The sequence below is a fragment of the Shewanella profunda genome, assembly GCF_023283765.1.
Lineage (GTDB): Bacteria > Pseudomonadota > Gammaproteobacteria > Enterobacterales > Shewanellaceae > Shewanella > Shewanella profunda.
In genome coordinates, this window is record NZ_JAKILG010000030.1 from 40,120 (window position 1) to 57,251 (window position 17,132).

16 protein-coding genes and 1 pseudogene are annotated in these 17,132 nt (G+C 45.6%); 12 read left to right on the forward strand and 5 right to left on the reverse strand.

All coding sequences use genetic code 11. The features are described from left to right. The first annotated feature begins 6 nt into the window (after positions 1 to 6). The 6 genes from rpsI to rlmB all read left to right on the forward strand — a co-directional run bounded on the left by rpsI (position 7) and on the right by rlmB (position 6,014). Positions 7 to 399, forward strand: a complete 393-nt coding sequence (rpsI, locus tag L2744_RS14220) for a 30S ribosomal protein S9 (RefSeq protein WP_006083052.1) — start codon at positions 7 to 9, stop codon at positions 397 to 399. 106 nt (positions 400 to 505) lie between these two features. Beyond that, positions 506 to 694, forward strand: a complete 189-nt coding sequence (locus L2744_RS14225) for a DUF2065 domain-containing protein (protein ID WP_248992534.1) — start codon at positions 506 to 508, stop codon at positions 692 to 694. Positions 695 to 760: 66 nt separating this feature from the next. After that, positions 761 to 2,056: an adenylosuccinate synthase gene (locus L2744_RS14230; protein WP_248992535.1), complete on the forward strand. Its 1,296-nt coding sequence runs from the start codon at positions 761 to 763 to the stop codon at positions 2,054 to 2,056. A gap of 108 nt (positions 2,057 to 2,164) precedes the next feature. Then, positions 2,165 to 2,821 carry a flagellar protein MotX gene (motX, locus tag L2744_RS14235; RefSeq protein ID WP_248992536.1) on the forward strand — a complete coding sequence of 219 codons (657 nt, stop codon included), beginning with the start codon at positions 2,165 to 2,167 and terminating at the stop codon, positions 2,819 to 2,821. Positions 2,822 to 2,861: 40 nt separating this feature from the next. Beyond that, positions 2,862 to 5,273, forward strand: a complete 2,412-nt coding sequence (gene rnr, locus L2744_RS14240; protein WP_248992537.1) for a ribonuclease R — start codon at positions 2,862 to 2,864, stop codon at positions 5,271 to 5,273. Further along, positions 5,274 to 6,014 carry a 23S rRNA (guanosine(2251)-2'-O)-methyltransferase RlmB gene (gene rlmB, locus L2744_RS14245; RefSeq protein WP_248992538.1) on the forward strand — a complete coding sequence of 247 codons (741 nt, stop codon included), beginning with the start codon at positions 5,274 to 5,276 and terminating at the stop codon, positions 6,012 to 6,014. Positions 6,015 to 6,076: 62 nt separating this feature from the next. Here the strand turns inward: rlmB and L2744_RS14250 are convergent, their stop codons facing one another. Together L2744_RS14250 and L2744_RS14255 are read right to left on the reverse strand one after the other, a co-directional pair. Further along, positions 6,077 to 7,531 (reverse strand): MFS transporter, encoded by a 1,455-nt coding sequence (locus L2744_RS14250; RefSeq protein ID WP_248992539.1) that lies wholly within the window; start codon positions 7,529 to 7,531, stop codon positions 6,077 to 6,079. A gap of 328 nt (positions 7,532 to 7,859) precedes the next feature. Then, a complete protein-coding gene (locus tag L2744_RS14255; RefSeq protein WP_248992540.1) occupies positions 7,860 to 8,603 on the reverse strand; it encodes a DUF481 domain-containing protein in 744 nt (247 codons plus the stop codon). 213 nt (positions 8,604 to 8,816) lie between these two features. Between L2744_RS14255 and rpsF the strand changes: the two genes are divergently transcribed. Genes rpsF through rplI form a run of 4 tightly spaced genes read left to right on the forward strand, consistent with a single transcriptional unit; the run spans position 8,817 to position 10,255 of the window. Continuing rightward, the gene (gene rpsF, locus L2744_RS14260) at positions 8,817 to 9,212 is read left to right on the forward strand and encodes a 30S ribosomal protein S6 (protein ID WP_248992541.1); all 396 of its coding nucleotides are present in this window, start codon (positions 8,817 to 8,819) and stop codon (positions 9,210 to 9,212) included. 8 nt (positions 9,213 to 9,220) lie between these two features. Continuing rightward, positions 9,221 to 9,526 carry a primosomal replication protein N gene (priB, locus tag L2744_RS14265; protein WP_248992542.1) on the forward strand — a complete coding sequence of 102 codons (306 nt, stop codon included), beginning with the start codon at positions 9,221 to 9,223 and terminating at the stop codon, positions 9,524 to 9,526. Positions 9,527 to 9,538: 12 nt separating this feature from the next. After that, entirely contained in the window at positions 9,539 to 9,766 is a 228-nt protein-coding gene (gene rpsR, locus L2744_RS14270; RefSeq protein WP_006083042.1) for a 30S ribosomal protein S18, read from the forward strand. Between the two features lie 36 nt (positions 9,767 to 9,802). After that, positions 9,803 to 10,255, forward strand: coding sequence for a 50S ribosomal protein L9 (gene rplI / locus L2744_RS14275; protein ID WP_248992543.1), 453 nt, complete (start codon positions 9,803 to 9,805; stop codon positions 10,253 to 10,255). A gap of 233 nt (positions 10,256 to 10,488) precedes the next feature. Here rplI and L2744_RS14280 read toward each other — a convergent pair whose 3' ends face one another. Then, positions 10,489 to 12,687 (reverse strand): S46 family peptidase, encoded by a 2,199-nt coding sequence (locus L2744_RS14280; RefSeq protein WP_248992544.1) that lies wholly within the window; start codon positions 12,685 to 12,687, stop codon positions 10,489 to 10,491. 110 nt (positions 12,688 to 12,797) lie between these two features. Between L2744_RS14280 and dnaB the strand changes: the two genes are divergently transcribed. Both dnaB and alr read left to right on the forward strand, forming a co-directional pair. After that, positions 12,798 to 14,204 carry a replicative DNA helicase gene (dnaB, locus tag L2744_RS14285; protein WP_248992545.1) on the forward strand — a complete coding sequence of 469 codons (1,407 nt, stop codon included), beginning with the start codon at positions 12,798 to 12,800 and terminating at the stop codon, positions 14,202 to 14,204. 116 nt (positions 14,205 to 14,320) lie between these two features. Further along, positions 14,321 to 15,397: an alanine racemase gene (gene alr / locus L2744_RS14290; protein WP_248992546.1), complete on the forward strand. Its 1,077-nt coding sequence runs from the start codon at positions 14,321 to 14,323 to the stop codon at positions 15,395 to 15,397. Between the two features lie 76 nt (positions 15,398 to 15,473). Here the strand turns inward: alr and L2744_RS14295 are convergent, their stop codons facing one another. Together L2744_RS14295 and L2744_RS14300 are read right to left on the reverse strand one after the other, a co-directional pair. Further along, positions 15,474 to 15,938: a chemotaxis protein CheX gene (locus L2744_RS14295; RefSeq protein WP_248992547.1), complete on the reverse strand. Its 465-nt coding sequence runs from the start codon at positions 15,936 to 15,938 to the stop codon at positions 15,474 to 15,476. Positions 15,939 to 17,001: 1,063 nt separating this feature from the next. Continuing rightward, positions 17,002 to 17,132 (reverse strand): annotated as a pseudogene (locus L2744_RS14300) (IS3 family transposase); the annotation flags it as partial.

A 17,132-nucleotide genomic window follows, 5' to 3' on the forward strand; every position in this document is an offset into this window, starting at 1 on the left:
AAGCAAATGGCTGCAACTCAGTACTACGGCACTGGCCGTCGCAAAACCTCTACAGCTCGCGTATTCGCTAAAGCTGGTAGTGGCAACATCGTTGTAAATCAACGTCCTTTGGATCAGTATTTTGGTCGTGAAACTGCTCGTATGGTTGTTCGTCAACCTTTAGAGTTAGTTGAAATGACTGATAAGCTGGACATCTATGTAACTGTTAAAGGCGGTGGTATCACTGGCCAAGCAGGCGCAATCCGTCACGGTATTACTCGTGCTCTGATGCAATTAGATGAAGCGCTGCGTCCATCGTTACGTTCTGCTGGTTTCGTTACCCGTGACGCTCGTAAAGTTGAGCGTAAGAAAGTGGGTCTACGTAAAGCACGTCGTAAGCCACAATTCTCTAAACGTTAATTCGTTTTCGGAATATCAAAAAACCCAGCCTATGCTGGGTTTTTTATTGCTTGAAATTGGCTATGCTCATAAAAATAAAGAGTTAGGTTGAATTTGAGAGGGAAAAATGACATTTCAATTATTTATGCTTGCGATTGCATTGGTGTTAATTTTAGAAGGCGCAGGCCCACTATTATTTCCCAATAAATGGCGTCGTTATTTGAGCGAGCTTTCTAATCAAAATCAGCAAGTTTTACGCAGAATGGGCGGTGCTTTGGTTACTGCTGGCGTGGTCATCTTGATTGTTTTTTCATAAATGGCTTGCAACTTGGCCCCAAAAATCTGCTAGAATTCCTTTTTAACCACAACCTTGCAGCAAACAATGGGCAAAAACGTAGTTGTTCTCGGCACCCAATGGGGTGACGAAGGAAAAGGTAAAATTGTCGACCTTCTAACAGAACAGGCAAAATATGTAGTTCGCTATCAAGGTGGCCACAATGCTGGTCATACTCTAGTTATTGATGGTGACAAAACCGTTCTTCATCTGATCCCATCGGGCATCCTACGCACTAATGTGAAATGCATTATTGGTAACGGTGTGGTGCTTGCACCCGACGCCTTGATGAAAGAGATCACCATGCTCAAAGATCGTGGTATTCCCGTCGAGGAACGCCTGCTGATCTCTGAAGCGTGTCCGCTGATCCTTCCATTCCATTGTGCCTTAGATATTGCCCGTGAAAAAGCGCGTGGCAATAAAGCTATTGGTACAACTGGCCGTGGTATCGGACCTGCGTATGAAGATAAGGTTTCCCGTCGCGGCTTGCGAGTAGGCGACCTGTTCAATGCGCAGCTATTTGCCGAAAAGCTGAAAGAAGTTATGAAATACCATAACTTTATGCTGACTGAGTACTATCAAGTTGAAGCGGTTGATTACGAACAGACACTCGCAGATGCATTGGCTATGGCTGATTATCTGAAGAGTATGTGTGTTGATGTGGCTGAATTGTTGGACAGCGCGCGTAAAGCGGGTGAGCCCATTTTGTTCGAAGGCGCACAAGGTACATTACTCGACATCGACCACGGAACTTATCCATTTGTAACCTCTTCAAATACCACTGCTGGTGGTGTTGCAACAGGTTCCGGTTTTGGTCCACGCCACTTAGATTATGTCTTAGGTATCATGAAGGCTTACACCACTCGAGTGGGTGCGGGTCCTTTCCCAACTGAGCTTTTATGTGAAGTGGGTGATCATTTAGGCACTAAAGGCCATGAGTTTGGTGCAACGACGGGTCGCAAACGCCGTCCAGGTTGGTTGGATGCAGTGGCAATGCGCCGCGCAGTTCAAATCAACAGTGTCAGTGGCTTCTGTTTGACTAAGTTAGATGTACTTGATGGTCTGAAAGAAGTGAAGATCTGTGTGGGTTATCAACACCCTGATGGCACTATAGCGAAAGTGACACCGCTTGCCGCAGAAGGCTATGAGCAGGTTACCCCTGTTTATGAGACTATGCCGGGTTGGAGTGAGTCAACTTTTGGCGCGACGTCAATTGATCAACTGCCACAGGCGGCAATCAATTACATCAAGCGTATTGAAGAGTTGTTAGAAACACCTATCGACATTATCTCTACGGGTCCTGATCGTAACGAGACGATGATTTTAGTCAGTCCGTTCAATTAAGATTTAAAAGGCCGTGTTTCACGGCCTTTTTCTCCCACAGTCCTCTTTTCCCTGTCCATGTTTGCGGTTGAAATTCGTCTCAAGCTCAAGAAATAGGTTATACTGCCGATGCAAGTATTCACCCTATTGTCATTGAGAGTCTTTATGCTACGTGTTGCCTTAGTTGCGCTACTACCCTTAGTATCTTCAATGTGTTTTGCGCAAACGCAGGCTGTGGATATTTACAGCCAAGATCAATTGCTTGAGTTGATCCGTAGCAATCAATACTTAGCTAAAGTGAAGCGTGATGATTGCCAGTTAGTTCAAGATATTGAGGCGCGTGCTGAGGTTTTGAAACAGCCTCTGTATCAATTTCTATGGGGCGAAATGCTTAACCATGGAACTTGTGTTAAGGCAAATCCTACTAAGGGAATGCGCTTGTTACATGAGTCGGTTGAACAAGGTAGCCCTGAGGCTATGGTAAAACTTGCCGAGTATTATCAGAGTGGTAAATTTGTTATTCGCAATAAGGACCGAGCAGTCAACTATTTGTTACCTGCGGCCGCAAGCGGTGATTTACCTGCTCGTATGATGTTAGTCCGTTTATATGGTGAAGGTTATGGTAGTCCTCGGGATTACGAAATGGCCTATCACTGGTTATATAACGATGTATTTGTGGATGAGGCTACCAAGAAAACAGCCTTATCTTTACTGCAGGTGTTAGCAGCTAAAATGCCCCCCAGTTCAGTGGCGCGGGCCCAGCAAGAGCAGTTGCGAAACCGTTAAGATGGTCTCTGAAAGCAGAGACACACTATTTGGATATTGAATGATAAAAGACCCTCATTTTGAGCGTGAACAGGATAAGTACGAAAACCCTATCCCAAGCCGTGAGTATATTATCGAGTACTTGCGTTCTCAAAAATCACCCATCACTCGTGACAGCATTGCCGCAGCGTTAAACATTCACGAGGAAGAGCAGCTAGAAGCCTTGCGCCGTCGCTTACGTGCGATGGAACGCGATGGCGAACTGGTGTTCACCCGCGGACAAAGCTATGGTTTACCAGAGAAGATGGACTTAATTTCCGGCATCGTTCTTGGGCATAGGGAAGGCTACGGTTTTTTCAAACCCGATGAAGGTGGCGATGATTTATTTATCTCCAACCGCGATATGCTGATGTATTTCCACGGTGATAAAGTACTGGCACAAAAGGCGGGTCTGGATCGTCGTGGTCGCCGCGAAGCACGTATCGTGCGTCTAATCCAGCCACGGAGTGCTGCTATTGTTGGCCGTTACCATGTGGATAGCGGTATGGCATTTGTGATTGCCGATGATAAACGCATTACCCAAGAGATTTTAGTCGCGAATGAAGATCGCAACGGTGCCCGTCAAGGTGATGTGGTGGTTGTAGAACTTACTCGCCGCCCAGGTCGTTTCGTTAAGGCCGCAGGTAAAGTAACTGAAGTGCTCGGTAAGCAAATGGCGCCGGGGATGGAAATCGAAATCGCCCTGCGTAACTATGACTTGCCCCATACTTGGTCACCTGTGATCGAGAAGAAACTGCGTCGTATCCCCGATGAAGTGACCGACGCCGATAAAGTTGGTCGTGTTGATTTACGTCATCTGCCATTAGTGACTATCGACGGTGAAGACGCCCGCGATTTTGACGATGCCGTGTATGCGGAGAAAAAAGCGGGTGGTGGCTGGCGTTTATGGGTCGCGATTGCGGACGTCAGTTATTATGTTCGCACCGATTCAGCCTTAGATACCGAAGCGCGTGCCCGTGGTAACTCAGTGTATTTCCCGTCGCAAGTGATCCCTATGCTACCGGAGAAAATCTCCAATGGCCTATGTTCGCTTAATCCTCAGGTCGACCGTTTATGTATGGTCGCCGAGATGATGGTATCGGCTAAAGGTAAGTTGTCGGGTTATAAGTTTTATCCCGCAGTGATGTATTCCCATGCCCGTTTCACTTATACCCAAGTGGCGGCTATGTTAGAAGGCGGCCCGATTGCGCCTGAGCATGAGGCCCTGTTCCCGCATCTACAATGTTTACAGTCATTGTACTTAGCGCTGGATGAACAAAGAGCCGAGCGTGGGGCGATAGCCTTTGAGACCATGGAAACCCAGTTCATTTTCAATGAGCAGCGCAAGATTGAAAAAATCGTGCCGCGTGGCCGCAATCAAGCCCATAAAATTATTGAAGAATGTATGATCTTGGCTAACGTTTCAGCTGCTAAATTTGTGAAAAAACACAAAGGTGAAGTGCTGTATCGTGTTCACGAGGCTCCTTCTGAGCAGAAGTTAGCGAATTTTAAAGAGTTTTTAGCAGAGCGCGGTTTGACTATGACCGGTGGCCTAGAGCCAACGCCGTCTGATTATCAAGGTGTAATGTTGCAAATTGCCGACCGTCCCGATGCTGAGCTTATCCAAGTGATGTTGCTGCGCTCTATGCGTCAGGCGATTTACACGCCGGATAACGAAGGTCACTTTGGTCTGGCCTTAGAAGAATACGCGCATTTTACCTCGCCTATTCGTCGCTATCCGGATTTGGTCTTACATCGTGTGATCCGCTATTTACTGGCGAAAGAGCGCGGTGAAGCTACCGAAAAATGGACTCAAGATGGTGGCTATCACTATCAGCTTGATGAGCTCGATCAATTAGGCGAAGAGTGTTCGACCACAGAACGTCGTGCCGATGAAGCAACTCGCGATGTCAGCGATTGGCTCAAGTGCGAGTTTATGCAAGATCACGTCGGCGATACCTTCGAAGCCGTGATTGCCTCAGTGACCAGTTTTGGTTTGTTCGTCCGCCTAAATGAGCTGTTTATCGATGGCTTAGTGCATATCTCAAGCCTAGGTAGCGATTATTACCAGTTCGATCCAATGCGTCAGCGTCTTATCGGTGAGCACACTGGGCAAGTGTATCAAGTGGGCGATCCGGTGACCGTTAAGGTCGCGGCAGTCAACTTAGATGACAGACAGATTGATTTGGTCATGCTTGGCGACGACGCCAAAGGTGGTAAACGTAAAGCGTCGACCAGCCGTGATAAGCCGATGACTGCCCGTGAGCGCGTTAATCGTGAAGGTGCTAAGCAAGGTAAAGCGGGTAAAACTGCGACATCCAGCACCAAGGCTGAAGCTGGCAAATCCAAACCTAAGGCTAAAGCCAAAAAAGCAGCAGTAAAAGATCCGGCTAAAAAGCCAAAGGCCGCGAAGCGGAGCACGAGAAAGAAGTAAATGAAAAAACAAGATATTATTTTTGGGATCCACGCGGTTGAAGCGCTATTAAAACACAGTCCTGAGCGCATTATCGAATTATGGCTACTACAAGGTCGGGATGATGAGCGCTTAACTGTGCTGGCCAATCAGGCTAAGGCCTTTGGCACGACGATTCAAGTGTCTTCTCGTAAAGCCTTGGATGACAAAGCAGAAAGCAGCCAACATCAAGGTATAGTCGCGCGCGTTAAAGCGGCAAAAGTGTTGAACGAGCAAGATTTAGATGTGCTGCTTGCTAGCACTGAACAACCATTCCTGTTGATCTTGGATGGCGTGACGGATCCCCATAACTTAGGCGCTTGCCTACGTAATGCCGATGCGGCTGGCGTGCAAGGTATTATCGTCCCTAAGGATAACTCGGTCGGCTTAACGGCGACAGTGAGCAAAGTAGCCTGTGGTGCAGCAGAAACCGTGCCCTTATTCCAAGTCACTAACCTAGCGCGCACTATGCGCCACCTGCAGGATAAAGGTGTGTGGATTGTGGGCACGGCGGGCGAGGCGGATTGCGAGCTTTATCAAGCCGATCTTAAAGGGCCACTGGCGATTGCCATGGGGGCCGAAGATAAAGGCTTACGCCGTTTAAGCCGTGAGTCTTGCGATTCACTGATCTCTATCCCTATGGCGGGCAGTGTGTCGAGCCTGAACGTATCGGTTGCGACGGGGATTTGCTTATTTGAAGCTGTGCGTCAACGCCGCAGCTAATTCAAATTGCTCGTTATAAGCCAATAAAAAGACGGATATTTTCCGTCTTTTTATTGGCTGATTTAAGTGGTTTTAGCTAAATCATTTGTCTCGCTGACTTGCTCATCAAGCGGCTCTATCGCCTCCATTTGTGAGGCGAAGGTTTGGGTTGGCTCAATATCGAAACTAAAAGCAAGTTGTTGCTCACCCTCCTCTTCGTGCTCATCACTGTTTACTGCATCGGCACCTAAATCTTGTTGATCCTCATCATTCTCCTCTGGATTCGGAGTCATGTGTTCCTGAATCGACTCGACATCAACCCGTGGATCGAGTGCTGCAGCCAGTGGAGAAGAGACTAAATCCCCCGTTGCCATAATGTAGTCTTGGGTGACATTCGTTTCCGTTTTTTGCAGTGAATTGACATAACGTAAGCGTAAAAAGAGCACTAAGGTGCAGGCAGACATAAAACCATACAGCATGTTGTTGCCTAACCACTGCATTAGGGTTGATGCGATAAGTGGACCGATACTGGCACCCAGACCAAAGGTGAGTAAGATTGTGGCTGACAAACCCACCCGTTCACTTTGTTCCACCCGAGAGTTAGCTAAGGCAGTTGCCAACGGGTAAAAGGTAAAGCCAAGGATCCCAAAAAGGAAAGTCATCACCAGTGAAATGACGGGATGATAGGGCGTGAGTGCAATACCTAAGGCTAGAATACCGAGTAGCACGCAGTTGATCCGAATAAGGCGACTGCGGGACATAATGTCGGATAGTTTCCCCATGGGCCATTGTGCCAAAAGTCCGGCGAGAATAGTGGCAGTCATGTAGGTTGCGACTTTCTCTGGTGGTAATCCCAAATTACTGGCATAGGCGGGAGCTAGGCCATAAAAGGAGCCGACAATCATGCTGCCTATTGCAATTGTAGTGAGGGCTTGTGGGGCTTTTTTCCAATAATGGGTAATTTGCAGTGGCGCAGGGATCAGAGGCGCGGGATGAATTCGGCGAGTGAGTGAAATCGGTACAATACACAGGGCAAAACAAATTGCGATAAGCAGTAATGGCTCTAAACCCAGTTCGGGGTAAATACTGATGGCGCCTTGTCCGAGGATCAAGCCAAAGTAAGAGACTATCATGTAGCTCGCGAATACTGTGCCACGTTGGCTATTGTCCGCTTGTTCATTCAACCAGCTTTCAAGCACCATATATTGGCACATCATGCCCATGCCAACGATAAGCCTAAGTAGTATCCATATAAATAGATCATCGACAAGTGCATGGCACAGTGCCGATGCCGCAACGATACCTGCACTTGCCACAAAGGCTCGAATATGGCCAACCTGAGCAATAAGTTTATGCCCTATCTTGGAGCCCGCGACAAGGCCGACGTAATAGGCCGACATCATGCTACCAATCCAGAGTTGTGGAACATTGGCAACAGAGAGCCTAAGCCCTAAATAAGTGGTAAGTAAGCCACCAGCCAGCACAGTTAAGAGAGTTGTGCTATATAAAGAGGCGAAAGTGCGTAGCGGGTTTGCCATATACTACTCCTAAGGCATGTTAACGTTCCGAGATTGAATTTTGTCCGCCTTGCAACGTGCTAAATCACTGCAAAAATAACCCTTAAACGTCAACACAGCTAAGAACGTAAACAAGATAATTCTTGGCTAGTATACCAGGGGTTGGTGTTTGTGGAGTGTGGCAAATTGTTGGGAATTATCGATTAATTTTTCGTTTTTGTGTATGGGTCACTAATTGTGACCATAGAAACATAAAAGGCACTTAAGATTAAAGTGAAATAACGGATGTATCTGCGCGAGGTGTTTGGGTTTAATCAAGGTTAATCGATGGATCGCTAATGCAACCAATTTACCTAAAGGTATAGAGTAGATTAAATGTCGTTATCGTATCGGTTTGCTGACTTCCTTCGGGAACCACTTCTGTGTATCTAATGTTCATTCCGATTTTAAATGCCCAATCCTGAAATACGAGGTTTTTGTAACTCATATCTAAAGTGAGGGTATTGTTATTTTCACCTACTTCGGCGGTGAGATCGGCATTGATACTCGTGTATTCCTGTAGCTTTTGAGAAAACTTAGCTGCTGTACGTAAAATTGCATCTTTCTCTGCGGCTGGATCCGGTACAGAAACAGACTCTGCCGGTAAGTTATAACGGTAACCTGGACCAATTTCGAGACTCAGTTTTGTTGTATAGTTGCTAATAGCATTAAAACCGTAACCACTTGAAAATGTTGATATCTGGGTATAGCTACCAAATTGATCCCACGTAAAGTCTCCACGGCCAAAAACATAACCCTTAGTAAGCTTATAGTTTGACTGTAATTGTAATTCGTATTTTTCTGAAGTGGTCTGGCTTTTTTCAGAAGCAAAGTAGGCTTTCAGTGTTGCTTCTTGTTTAGTTTGTTTCGCGTCGTAAATCAGTTGGGTTCGGCCATTAAAACTGCTCGATTCAGTATTACCCGTATTCAGCTGTAATCCCGCTTCGACCTCAGCCGTAAAATCGCTAGGAGGTTCCTGATAATCGGGAGGGACGAGCGCAAATGCTGGCATTGAGAGGCAAAATAAACAGATAGGGGCGATAACTTTTAGCATTATATTTTATTCTTGGTTGGCTGATTTCAGATGTCCGAACAGAGGTGAGGCGTCATCATACCTGTATTGGCAGGCGAGGCAAAGTTATTGCTTGAGTTTCTGGCTTTCTTTCTGTACTATCTCGCGCTCAAATCAGTCACTATTTTTCGTTCCTTGCCTCTATTTGGTTTGACTGAGCCAATACCGAGGCTACATAACCGTAAGGAGCAATAAATGCGTCATTACGAAATCGTATTTATGGTTCACCCAGATCAAAGTGAACAAGTACCAGGTATGATTGAGCGTTACACAGGTGTTATCACCGAAGCTAACGGCACAGTCCACCGTTTAGAAGATTGGGGTCGTCGTCAACTGGCTTACCCAATCCAAGATCTGCATAAAGCTCACTACGTTCTGATGAACGTTGAAGCACCTGCAGAGACGATCGAAGAGCTAGAAACAGCTTTCCGTTTCAACGACGCAGTTCTGCGTAACATGGTAATGCGTACTAAAGTTGCCGTTACTGAAGCATCTCCAATGGCTAAAGCGAGAGATGAGCGCGATTCACGTCGTGGCCCAGCTGGCGAACGCTCATATGATGAAGCTCACGCTGAAGAAATCGGTGAGTAAGTTTATCTGTGACCACCAATAACTTGGTGTTGTCAGGAACCATAACCCGTTCCAGACGCTTTAAAAGCCCAGCAGGTATTGCACATAGTGTGATGATGTTGGAACACAAATCGCAGCGTTATGAAGCAGATATGCTTCGCAATGTCTACGTACAAATTCAAGTGATATTGAGTGGCCCGCGCTTTGATAGCGTCGCAGAAAATCTGAAAGCTGGTGTGGAAGTCCAAGTGCAAGGCTTTATGACGCTTCAACAGGGGCGTAATGGGCAGAATCGCTTAGTCATCCATGCCGAAAATGTCGAATTGAAAACTTAGGAGACTGTCAACATGGCACGTTATTTCCGTCGTCGCAAGTTCTGCCGTTTCACCGCTGAAGGTGTTGCAGAAATTGATTATAAAGATATCGTTACTTTAAAGAACTACATCACTGAAAGCGGCAAGATCGTTCCTAGCCGTATCACTGGTACTAGTGCTAAATATCAGCGCCAACTAGCTCGCGCTATCAAGCGTGCTCGTTATCTTTCTCTACTGCCATACACTGATTTACATCAGTAATTGCAGTATTCCTAATCGAATATAGAGGATTTGATAATGAACGTTATTCTGCTTGATAAAATCGCTAACCTAGGCAACTTGGGTGACCAAGTTTCAGTTAAGGCTGGTTACGCACGTAACTTCCTTTTGCCACAAGGTAAAGCTGTTGTTGCTAATGAAAGCAACGTTAAAGTATTTGAAGCTCGTCGCGCTGAATTAGAAGCTAAATTAGCTGCTGAATTAGCTGCTGCTAACCTGCGTGCTGAGAAAATCACTGCATTGGAAGCGGTTGTAATCGCTTCTAAAGCCGGTGATGAAGGCAAACTGTTTGGTTCAGTTGGCAACCGTGACATCGCTGATGCAGTGACTGCTGCTGGTGTTGAGCTGGCTAAATCAGAAGTTCGTTTACCATTAGGCGCTCTGCGTACTACTGGCGACTTCGAAGTTGAAGTTCAGTTACACACTGAAGTTAAAGCGGTTGTTAAAGTTTCTATCGTTGCAGAAGCTTAATTACACTGTGCTTTAATCTTAGCTTGTATTAAGAGAAACACCGCTTCGGCGGTGTTTTTTTATGGTTGAAATTTAGTCTTTGAGCTCTGCAAATAAGCTTTGATACTGCATGTGATATATGTGTGTTCAGTCAATCACAAGGGGTAGATTGCTTCTAAAATAAAAGCCGCTAACTGCACTGGCAGTTAGCGGCTTTTATCTAGAGTGGCTGACTAAGTGTTTAGCTCAGAGTATTAATTTCTGACTAGATCCAATTCTTTTATCAGGTTATTTGCATGATCGACTTCGTCCATCATCCACAGAATATAGCGGATATCCACGTGTACGGCGCGGGTGATAGTTGGATTGAAGAACCAATCTTTAGTGATGGCCTCATAGGTTGAGTCGAAGTTAAGGCCGACTAACTCACCTTTACCATTGAATACGGGCGAGCCTGAATTACCGCCCGTAGTATCGACACTGGATAAGAAGTTAACCGGCACAGAGTTAAACTTCTCAGGTTTGTCTAAGCAGGAAAAAAGTCTGCATATCCATCCGCGGGGGTCTTGGTAAACGGACTTCACGAGATGATCGCCAAAGCGCTGTTCGCTAATGGCATCGAGTAATTTTTTCGGCGCATTGTAGGGTTCGACTCCCGTGTGCTTGGCAACAATGCCATCAAGGCGAGTGAAGGGCTGTTTGTAGAGCGCATCACGCGACTGATAACCATCGACCATGCCGTAGCTAATACGTAGCGTACCGTTGGCATCAGGATAGACAGGCCAGTTATTGGCTTTGTAATACTCGATAACCGCAGTCATATAGTCAGGACGCGCGGTAGATAACTTACCATCGAGTATTTTTTCCGCTTTTTCCTGCGTCATATTGGTGTCGTAGAGGGCAACGGCTAAACGAATAAAGGGATCGGCACTGGTTTCAAAAGCTGTCGCATCGGCCTCCATCCACGCGAGACGCTTAGCTTGGTCCGTGAGCGTAGTGAGTGAATACAAACCATCAAGTTTGGCTGCTAGGTCCGCATCTTTATTGCTCAGATTTAGTACATCATCAAGGGCCGCTACACGATTAGGTTGAGCAAGATAGGCAGTGAGATCTTGTAACCATAGGGTTTTATCTACTTTAACGTGAAAACTGGAATCGATACGTTTTAAGCGTGAGTTAAACATCGCCAAATCACGCTCCTGATAGCCAATTTCACGCTCAGCATCGCTCTTTTGTTTTTCCTTCGCGAGACGATAAAGGCTGTTTGCTGCGGTTAACAGTGTGCTCGATTGTGCATTTGTGAAATAGTAATTCGCCTGAGTTTGCTGTTGTTGCTCGGTCAATAACAGCTCAAGTTCGCTAATGAGATTTTGATTTAACTTAGGATTTTGTTTTAGCCAAGCTAAAAAATCATTCTCGCGGCTTTGTTTAATGCCAATGATATCCGTGGCTTTAAAGCCCGCTAACAAACCATTAAGTTTCTTCATTCTGTTGGCCATTGAGGCCATATTACCCGCATACTTAATGGCAATATCCGCATCTTCTTGCCCCATAGCTTCTATGGTATCAATCTGTAATTGATAGCGTTTTGCTTGGGTTGGATAGAGCCAATCACTGGCAAATTTAAGCTCGCTAGTGAGATTATAGCGGCTAGTGGTTCCAGGATAACCCGCAACAAACACACCATCTCCGGCCTTAACGCCATCGGCATTCACTTTAAGGTAGCTTTTCGGTTTGTAGGGAATGTTATCCTCAGCGTAAGCCGCGGGCTTACCATCTTTACCAACATAAGCCCGTAGGAAGGCAAAATCCCCCGAATGACGTGGATATTCGTAATTATCGATATCACCACCATAACCGCCAACACTTTCGGGCGGCGCATAGACTAAGCGAACATCACGGATCATCAATTGCTTGATTAAGTAATATTCCAAACCGTTATGGAAGCTGCGAACATTACAACGATAGTTATCATCCACTTCACAGTTTTTTATGAGCGCTTTACTGTGGTTTTGGATTTCTTCATAGCGGGTTAGGGGATCTTGGCTTAAATCTTTGGTGACATCCTTGGTTACATCGGTTACGGCTTCGGTGATATATAAACGCTCGTTAGGGCCGGCCGAAGGTTCTTTGTCCATTGATGTGGCTAAAAAGCCTTGTTCTAGATAGTTATGTTCTTGCTTAGTGTTATATTGTATCGCCTTGTAGGCACAATGATGGTTTGTCACAACTAGCCCTTGGGGGGAGACAAAACTGGCTGTACAATAGCCCAGCCCTACAACGGCATTCATTGGATAGCTTGTAAGATCGGCCAGTTTTTCGGCAGGAATGTCGATTCCGCGTTCACTGAGTTTGTCTGCAATTGAAGGCATTTGATAAGGTTGCCATTGCCCTTCGTCGGCATTCGCTATGCCGGATGTCAGTACTAAGGTCGCAACCAGTGCAATACGCATGTCTTTTCCTTATTGATTGTTAGTGTATCCGTTGGAATAGTAAACCACCTGTTTGCTTAACGCGGGTTTTATATCATATTTTGTCAAGTTGTTGGAAATCGGGAGTGTTAATGTCACAACAAGGTGCTTTTAAGCCTAAAAGTAAGCCAAGAGATTTGCAGCTAGATGGACTCAAGCTGCCACCGCATTCTATTGAGGCTGAACAATCGGTATTAGGTGGCCTAATGTTGGACGCCGATGCTTGGGATAAAGTGGCTGAAACGGTCGTAAAAGAAGACTTTTACTCGCGTTCGCACCGGATGATTTTTGCGGCAATGCATCGTTTAGTGGAAACGAGTCAGCCCATCGATTTGATCACGGTTTCTGAGCAACTTGAGTTGGAAAATCAGCTCGAAGAAGCGGGTGGTTTTGCCTATTTAGGTGAAATTGCTAAGAATACCCCGAGTGCGGGTAATATTATTTCCTATGCTGAGATTGTTCGCGAACGTGCAGTAGTCAGAGAGATGATCCGAGTCGCCCATGAAATTGCCGATGCGGGTTATAACCCAGAAGGCCGAGACTCCAGTGCTTTGCTCGATTTAGCCGAAAGCAAAGTCTTTAAGATTGCCGAGCAGCGCACCAATGCCAACGAAGGCCCTGAAGGCATCAAAACCATTCTTGAAAAAACCGTCGATAAGATTGAGAAGCTCTATAACAACCCGCACAACGGTGTAACTGGGGTATCGAGTGGTTTTAGTGATCTCGATAAAATGACCGCAGGTTTTCAGTCGGGAGACTTAATTATTGTTGCAGCGCGTCCATCTATGGGGAAAACCACCTTTGCGATGAACCTCTGCGAACAGGCGGCGATGAATGAAGATAAGCCCGTGCTTATTTTCAGTCTCGAGATGCCATCCGAACAGATTATGATGCGTATGTTGGCCTCCTTGGGCCGCGTCGATCAAACTAAAATCCGTACAGGTCAGCTCGATGATGAAGATTGGGCGCGGGTGTCATCAACCATGGGCATTATGCTTGAACAAGGTAAGATGTATATCGACGACGGTTCCGGTTTAACCCCGACTGAAGTTCGTAGTCGTGCGCGCCGTATTGCCCGTGAATATGGTGGCCTGTCGATGATCATGGTCGACTACTTACAGCTGATGCAAGTGCCTGCTTTAACAGAAAACCGGACGCTTGAAATTGCCGAAATTTCTCGCTCCCTTAAAGCCTTAGCTAAAGAGCTTGAGATCCCTGTTATTGCACTTTCCCAGCTTAACCGCTCACTCGAACAAAGGGCCGATAAACGCCCCGTAAACTCTGACTTACGTGAATCTGGATCTATCGAGCAGGATGCGGATCTCATCATGTTTATTTACCGCGATGAAGTGTATAACAACGATTCTCCAGACAAAGGCACGGCCGAAATCATTATCGGTAAGCAGCGTAACGGCCCTATTGGACGCGTGCGCTTAACCTTCCAAGGTCAGTATTCTCGTTTTGATAATTATGCGGGTCCACAGTTTGAAGAAGATTAAGCTCTTAAAATAGAGAGTTTTACAAGAACAAGTTTGTGGTGATAGAAGATAAGCAAAGCTTATGTATTCTTTTTATTTCCCTGACTTTTTATTTCATGAGTAAGCAAGGTAAATTTTTGAAACCTTTTCCCCGTGCAGAAATTAGCAGTAGTGCACTGCAAAACAATCTCGCTGTGCTGCGCCAGCAGGCGAGTGCGAGTCAAGTTATGGCCGTTGTTAAAGCCAATGGCTACGGTCATGGATTACTCAATGTGGCGAATTGCCTAGTGAACGCCGATGGTTTTGGTTTAGCGCGCTTAGAAGAAGCGTTAGAACTACGAGCGGGTGGTGTAAAGGCTCGACTGTTGTTGCTCGAGGGGTTCTTTCGCAGTACAGATTTACCTTTGCTCGTTGCCCATGATATTGACACTGTGGTTCACCATGACTCGCAAATAGAGATGTTAGAGCAGGTCAAGCTCACCAAACCTGTCACAGTATGGCTTAAAGTGGATTCAGGCATGCATAGGTTAGGGGTAACGCCTGAGCAATTTGCAGCAGTTTACGTAAGGTTGATGGCTTGTCATAATGTCGCTAAACCTATTCATCTAATGACTCATTTTGCCTGTGCCGATGAGCCGGATAACCATTACACTGCAGTGCAAATGGCGGCTTTTAATGAATTAACGGCTGGCTTACCTGGTTTTAGAACCTTAGCGAATTCTGCTGGAGCGCTTTACTGGCCAAAAAGCCAAGGGGATTGGATCAGGCCAGGTATTGCGCTCTATGGTGTGTCACCCGTCGCTGGAGATTGTGGCGCAAATCATGGGTTAGTGCCTGCAATGAATTTAGTCTCCCGCTTGATAGCGGTACGCGATCATAAGGCCAATCAACCCGTAGGCTATGGCTGTTATTGGACGGCTAAACAAGATACTCGCTTAGGTGTAGTCGCTATTGGTTATGGCGATGGTTATCCTCGCAATGCTCCTGAGGGCACGCCTGTATGGGTTAATGGCCGTCGAGTGCCGATTGTTGGCCGTGTATCTATGGATATGCTGACCGTTGATTTAGGTCAAGATGCTAAGGATAACGTCGGGGATGATGTTTTACTTTGGGGCCAAGCCTTACCTGTTGAAGAAGTGGCAGAGCGGATCGGTACTATCGCGTATGAATTAGTCACAAAACTAACGCCAAGGGTGGCGGTATGTTTAGCCTAGATTGAGGTTTTTTCCGAGTTTATTCAACGGCACGTAAGTGCCGTTTTCTTTTCATCTAATAAGCGATTTAAAGCAATTAGTTTTCAAAACAGATTTCAATAAATGCAGCACCATGTGGGCTAGTAAAAGGCATAATAATTTTGGTGCCATTGGCTTTATGGGAAATGGTGTGGCCTTTTCCTGATACGACCATAGGGGTTGCCATTTCGAAATCATAACCTTTTTGCCCTAAGAGATTTTTAGCGCCACCCGTGACCATATTGGTGATCTCTCCGACGAGATCGGTCACTTCCTCATTAATTGTGCCTGGGTTTTCTCCTAACATATTTTGCATGATCTGCAATACGAGCTTTTGCTCAAAAGTAATAGACAACGATCCCTTCGTCTGTGGTCCAACCATCCCTATCAGCCCAGAAACATCTCCTTTTGCTAAGTTATCGGTTTTAACTTGGGGCTTACCTGGCGTCAAATCCATACTCGCCATAGTTGAAATGACATTGAGCAGAGATTGCAGGAAAGGATTAATAAAATTGACGTTCATGCCTGAGTTTGTCCTCTTTTGAGTCTAAGCCAGTAAGTCGTGGCACGTTTTAAGACTAGTCGAAAAGTTACTTAACCGCCGCAATCAGGATCACACTCTATCAGCTTAGATGAACTCGATATAAATGTATGACTAATTCGACGATTTCTTCTCGTTTATCTGAACATTTGAATAGTGGCCCCCTCAATTTATTGTTGTATCGCGTTTTTTCTTTCAGATAAATAACTTGATCATTCTAAATAGCGATTCCTAATCGTAGGCCACTGAATTTTGAGATAGAAAGGGAACTTGGCTTTTTGTTTGCTATGTGAATTGTTGCCAAATAAACCCAGACTACATAAAAACCGAGTGCTATGGTGCTAGCACTAACAGTTCCAGATCGTACCGAGCTGCGCCGTGTTGAAAAAGACTCTCAAAACTCAATAGCTGCTTCCGGATAGTAGGTCACCAAGCCGATATCAAATGTAGGTACGCATCAATCCATCTATAGATTTACACCGATCTACCCACAGCAATCGTTGTTTATTGAGTTCAGCTTACTGGGGAGGTAGTACTTGTTGGCAATATTGTCACCGAGTTTCATTACTGTGTATGGAAACTATCCATTTTTGAGAGGTACTATTTTTATATTTCCTATGGTAGAAAGGGTGAAATCTGTATAGATAGGGGTAAATCTGGTAGGTTCACCTGTAGTGGGAAAAACTATGCCTGTTACAACCGTAGTGCCAATAGCAATTGCCGCAGGATCTATTAACGGAGACTTATATTGTATATTTGATTCCGTAAAGGTCATGCCAGTGAATTCTGGGGTGGTATGGATAAGGATGTATGCGGTATCAGCGGGCAAGATAAAATGATTACTAAGGACGTTGTCATTAAACTCAAATTCGTAGCGGGGTCTTACTAATGTAATCGGCTTTTTTTGCTTATCAAAGACGGTGATCACCGGATAAAACAAATAGAGCTCACCTGTTGGCGTTGATGTTACATAGCTTTCAATAACCAATTGATGACAATTTATGGGCGCAATTATTGCTTTAGCTAGTGAGCTATAGTGTAGTGGTCAACTAAATTTGGCCACAACTTTAGAATCTAACCAAAATCGTCGCTCTGATTCATTTGGGCTCAATCCTGCATTGTAATGATGTGGCCTGACTTCACAGTAATAACCAATGATATAATCAGTCACATCTT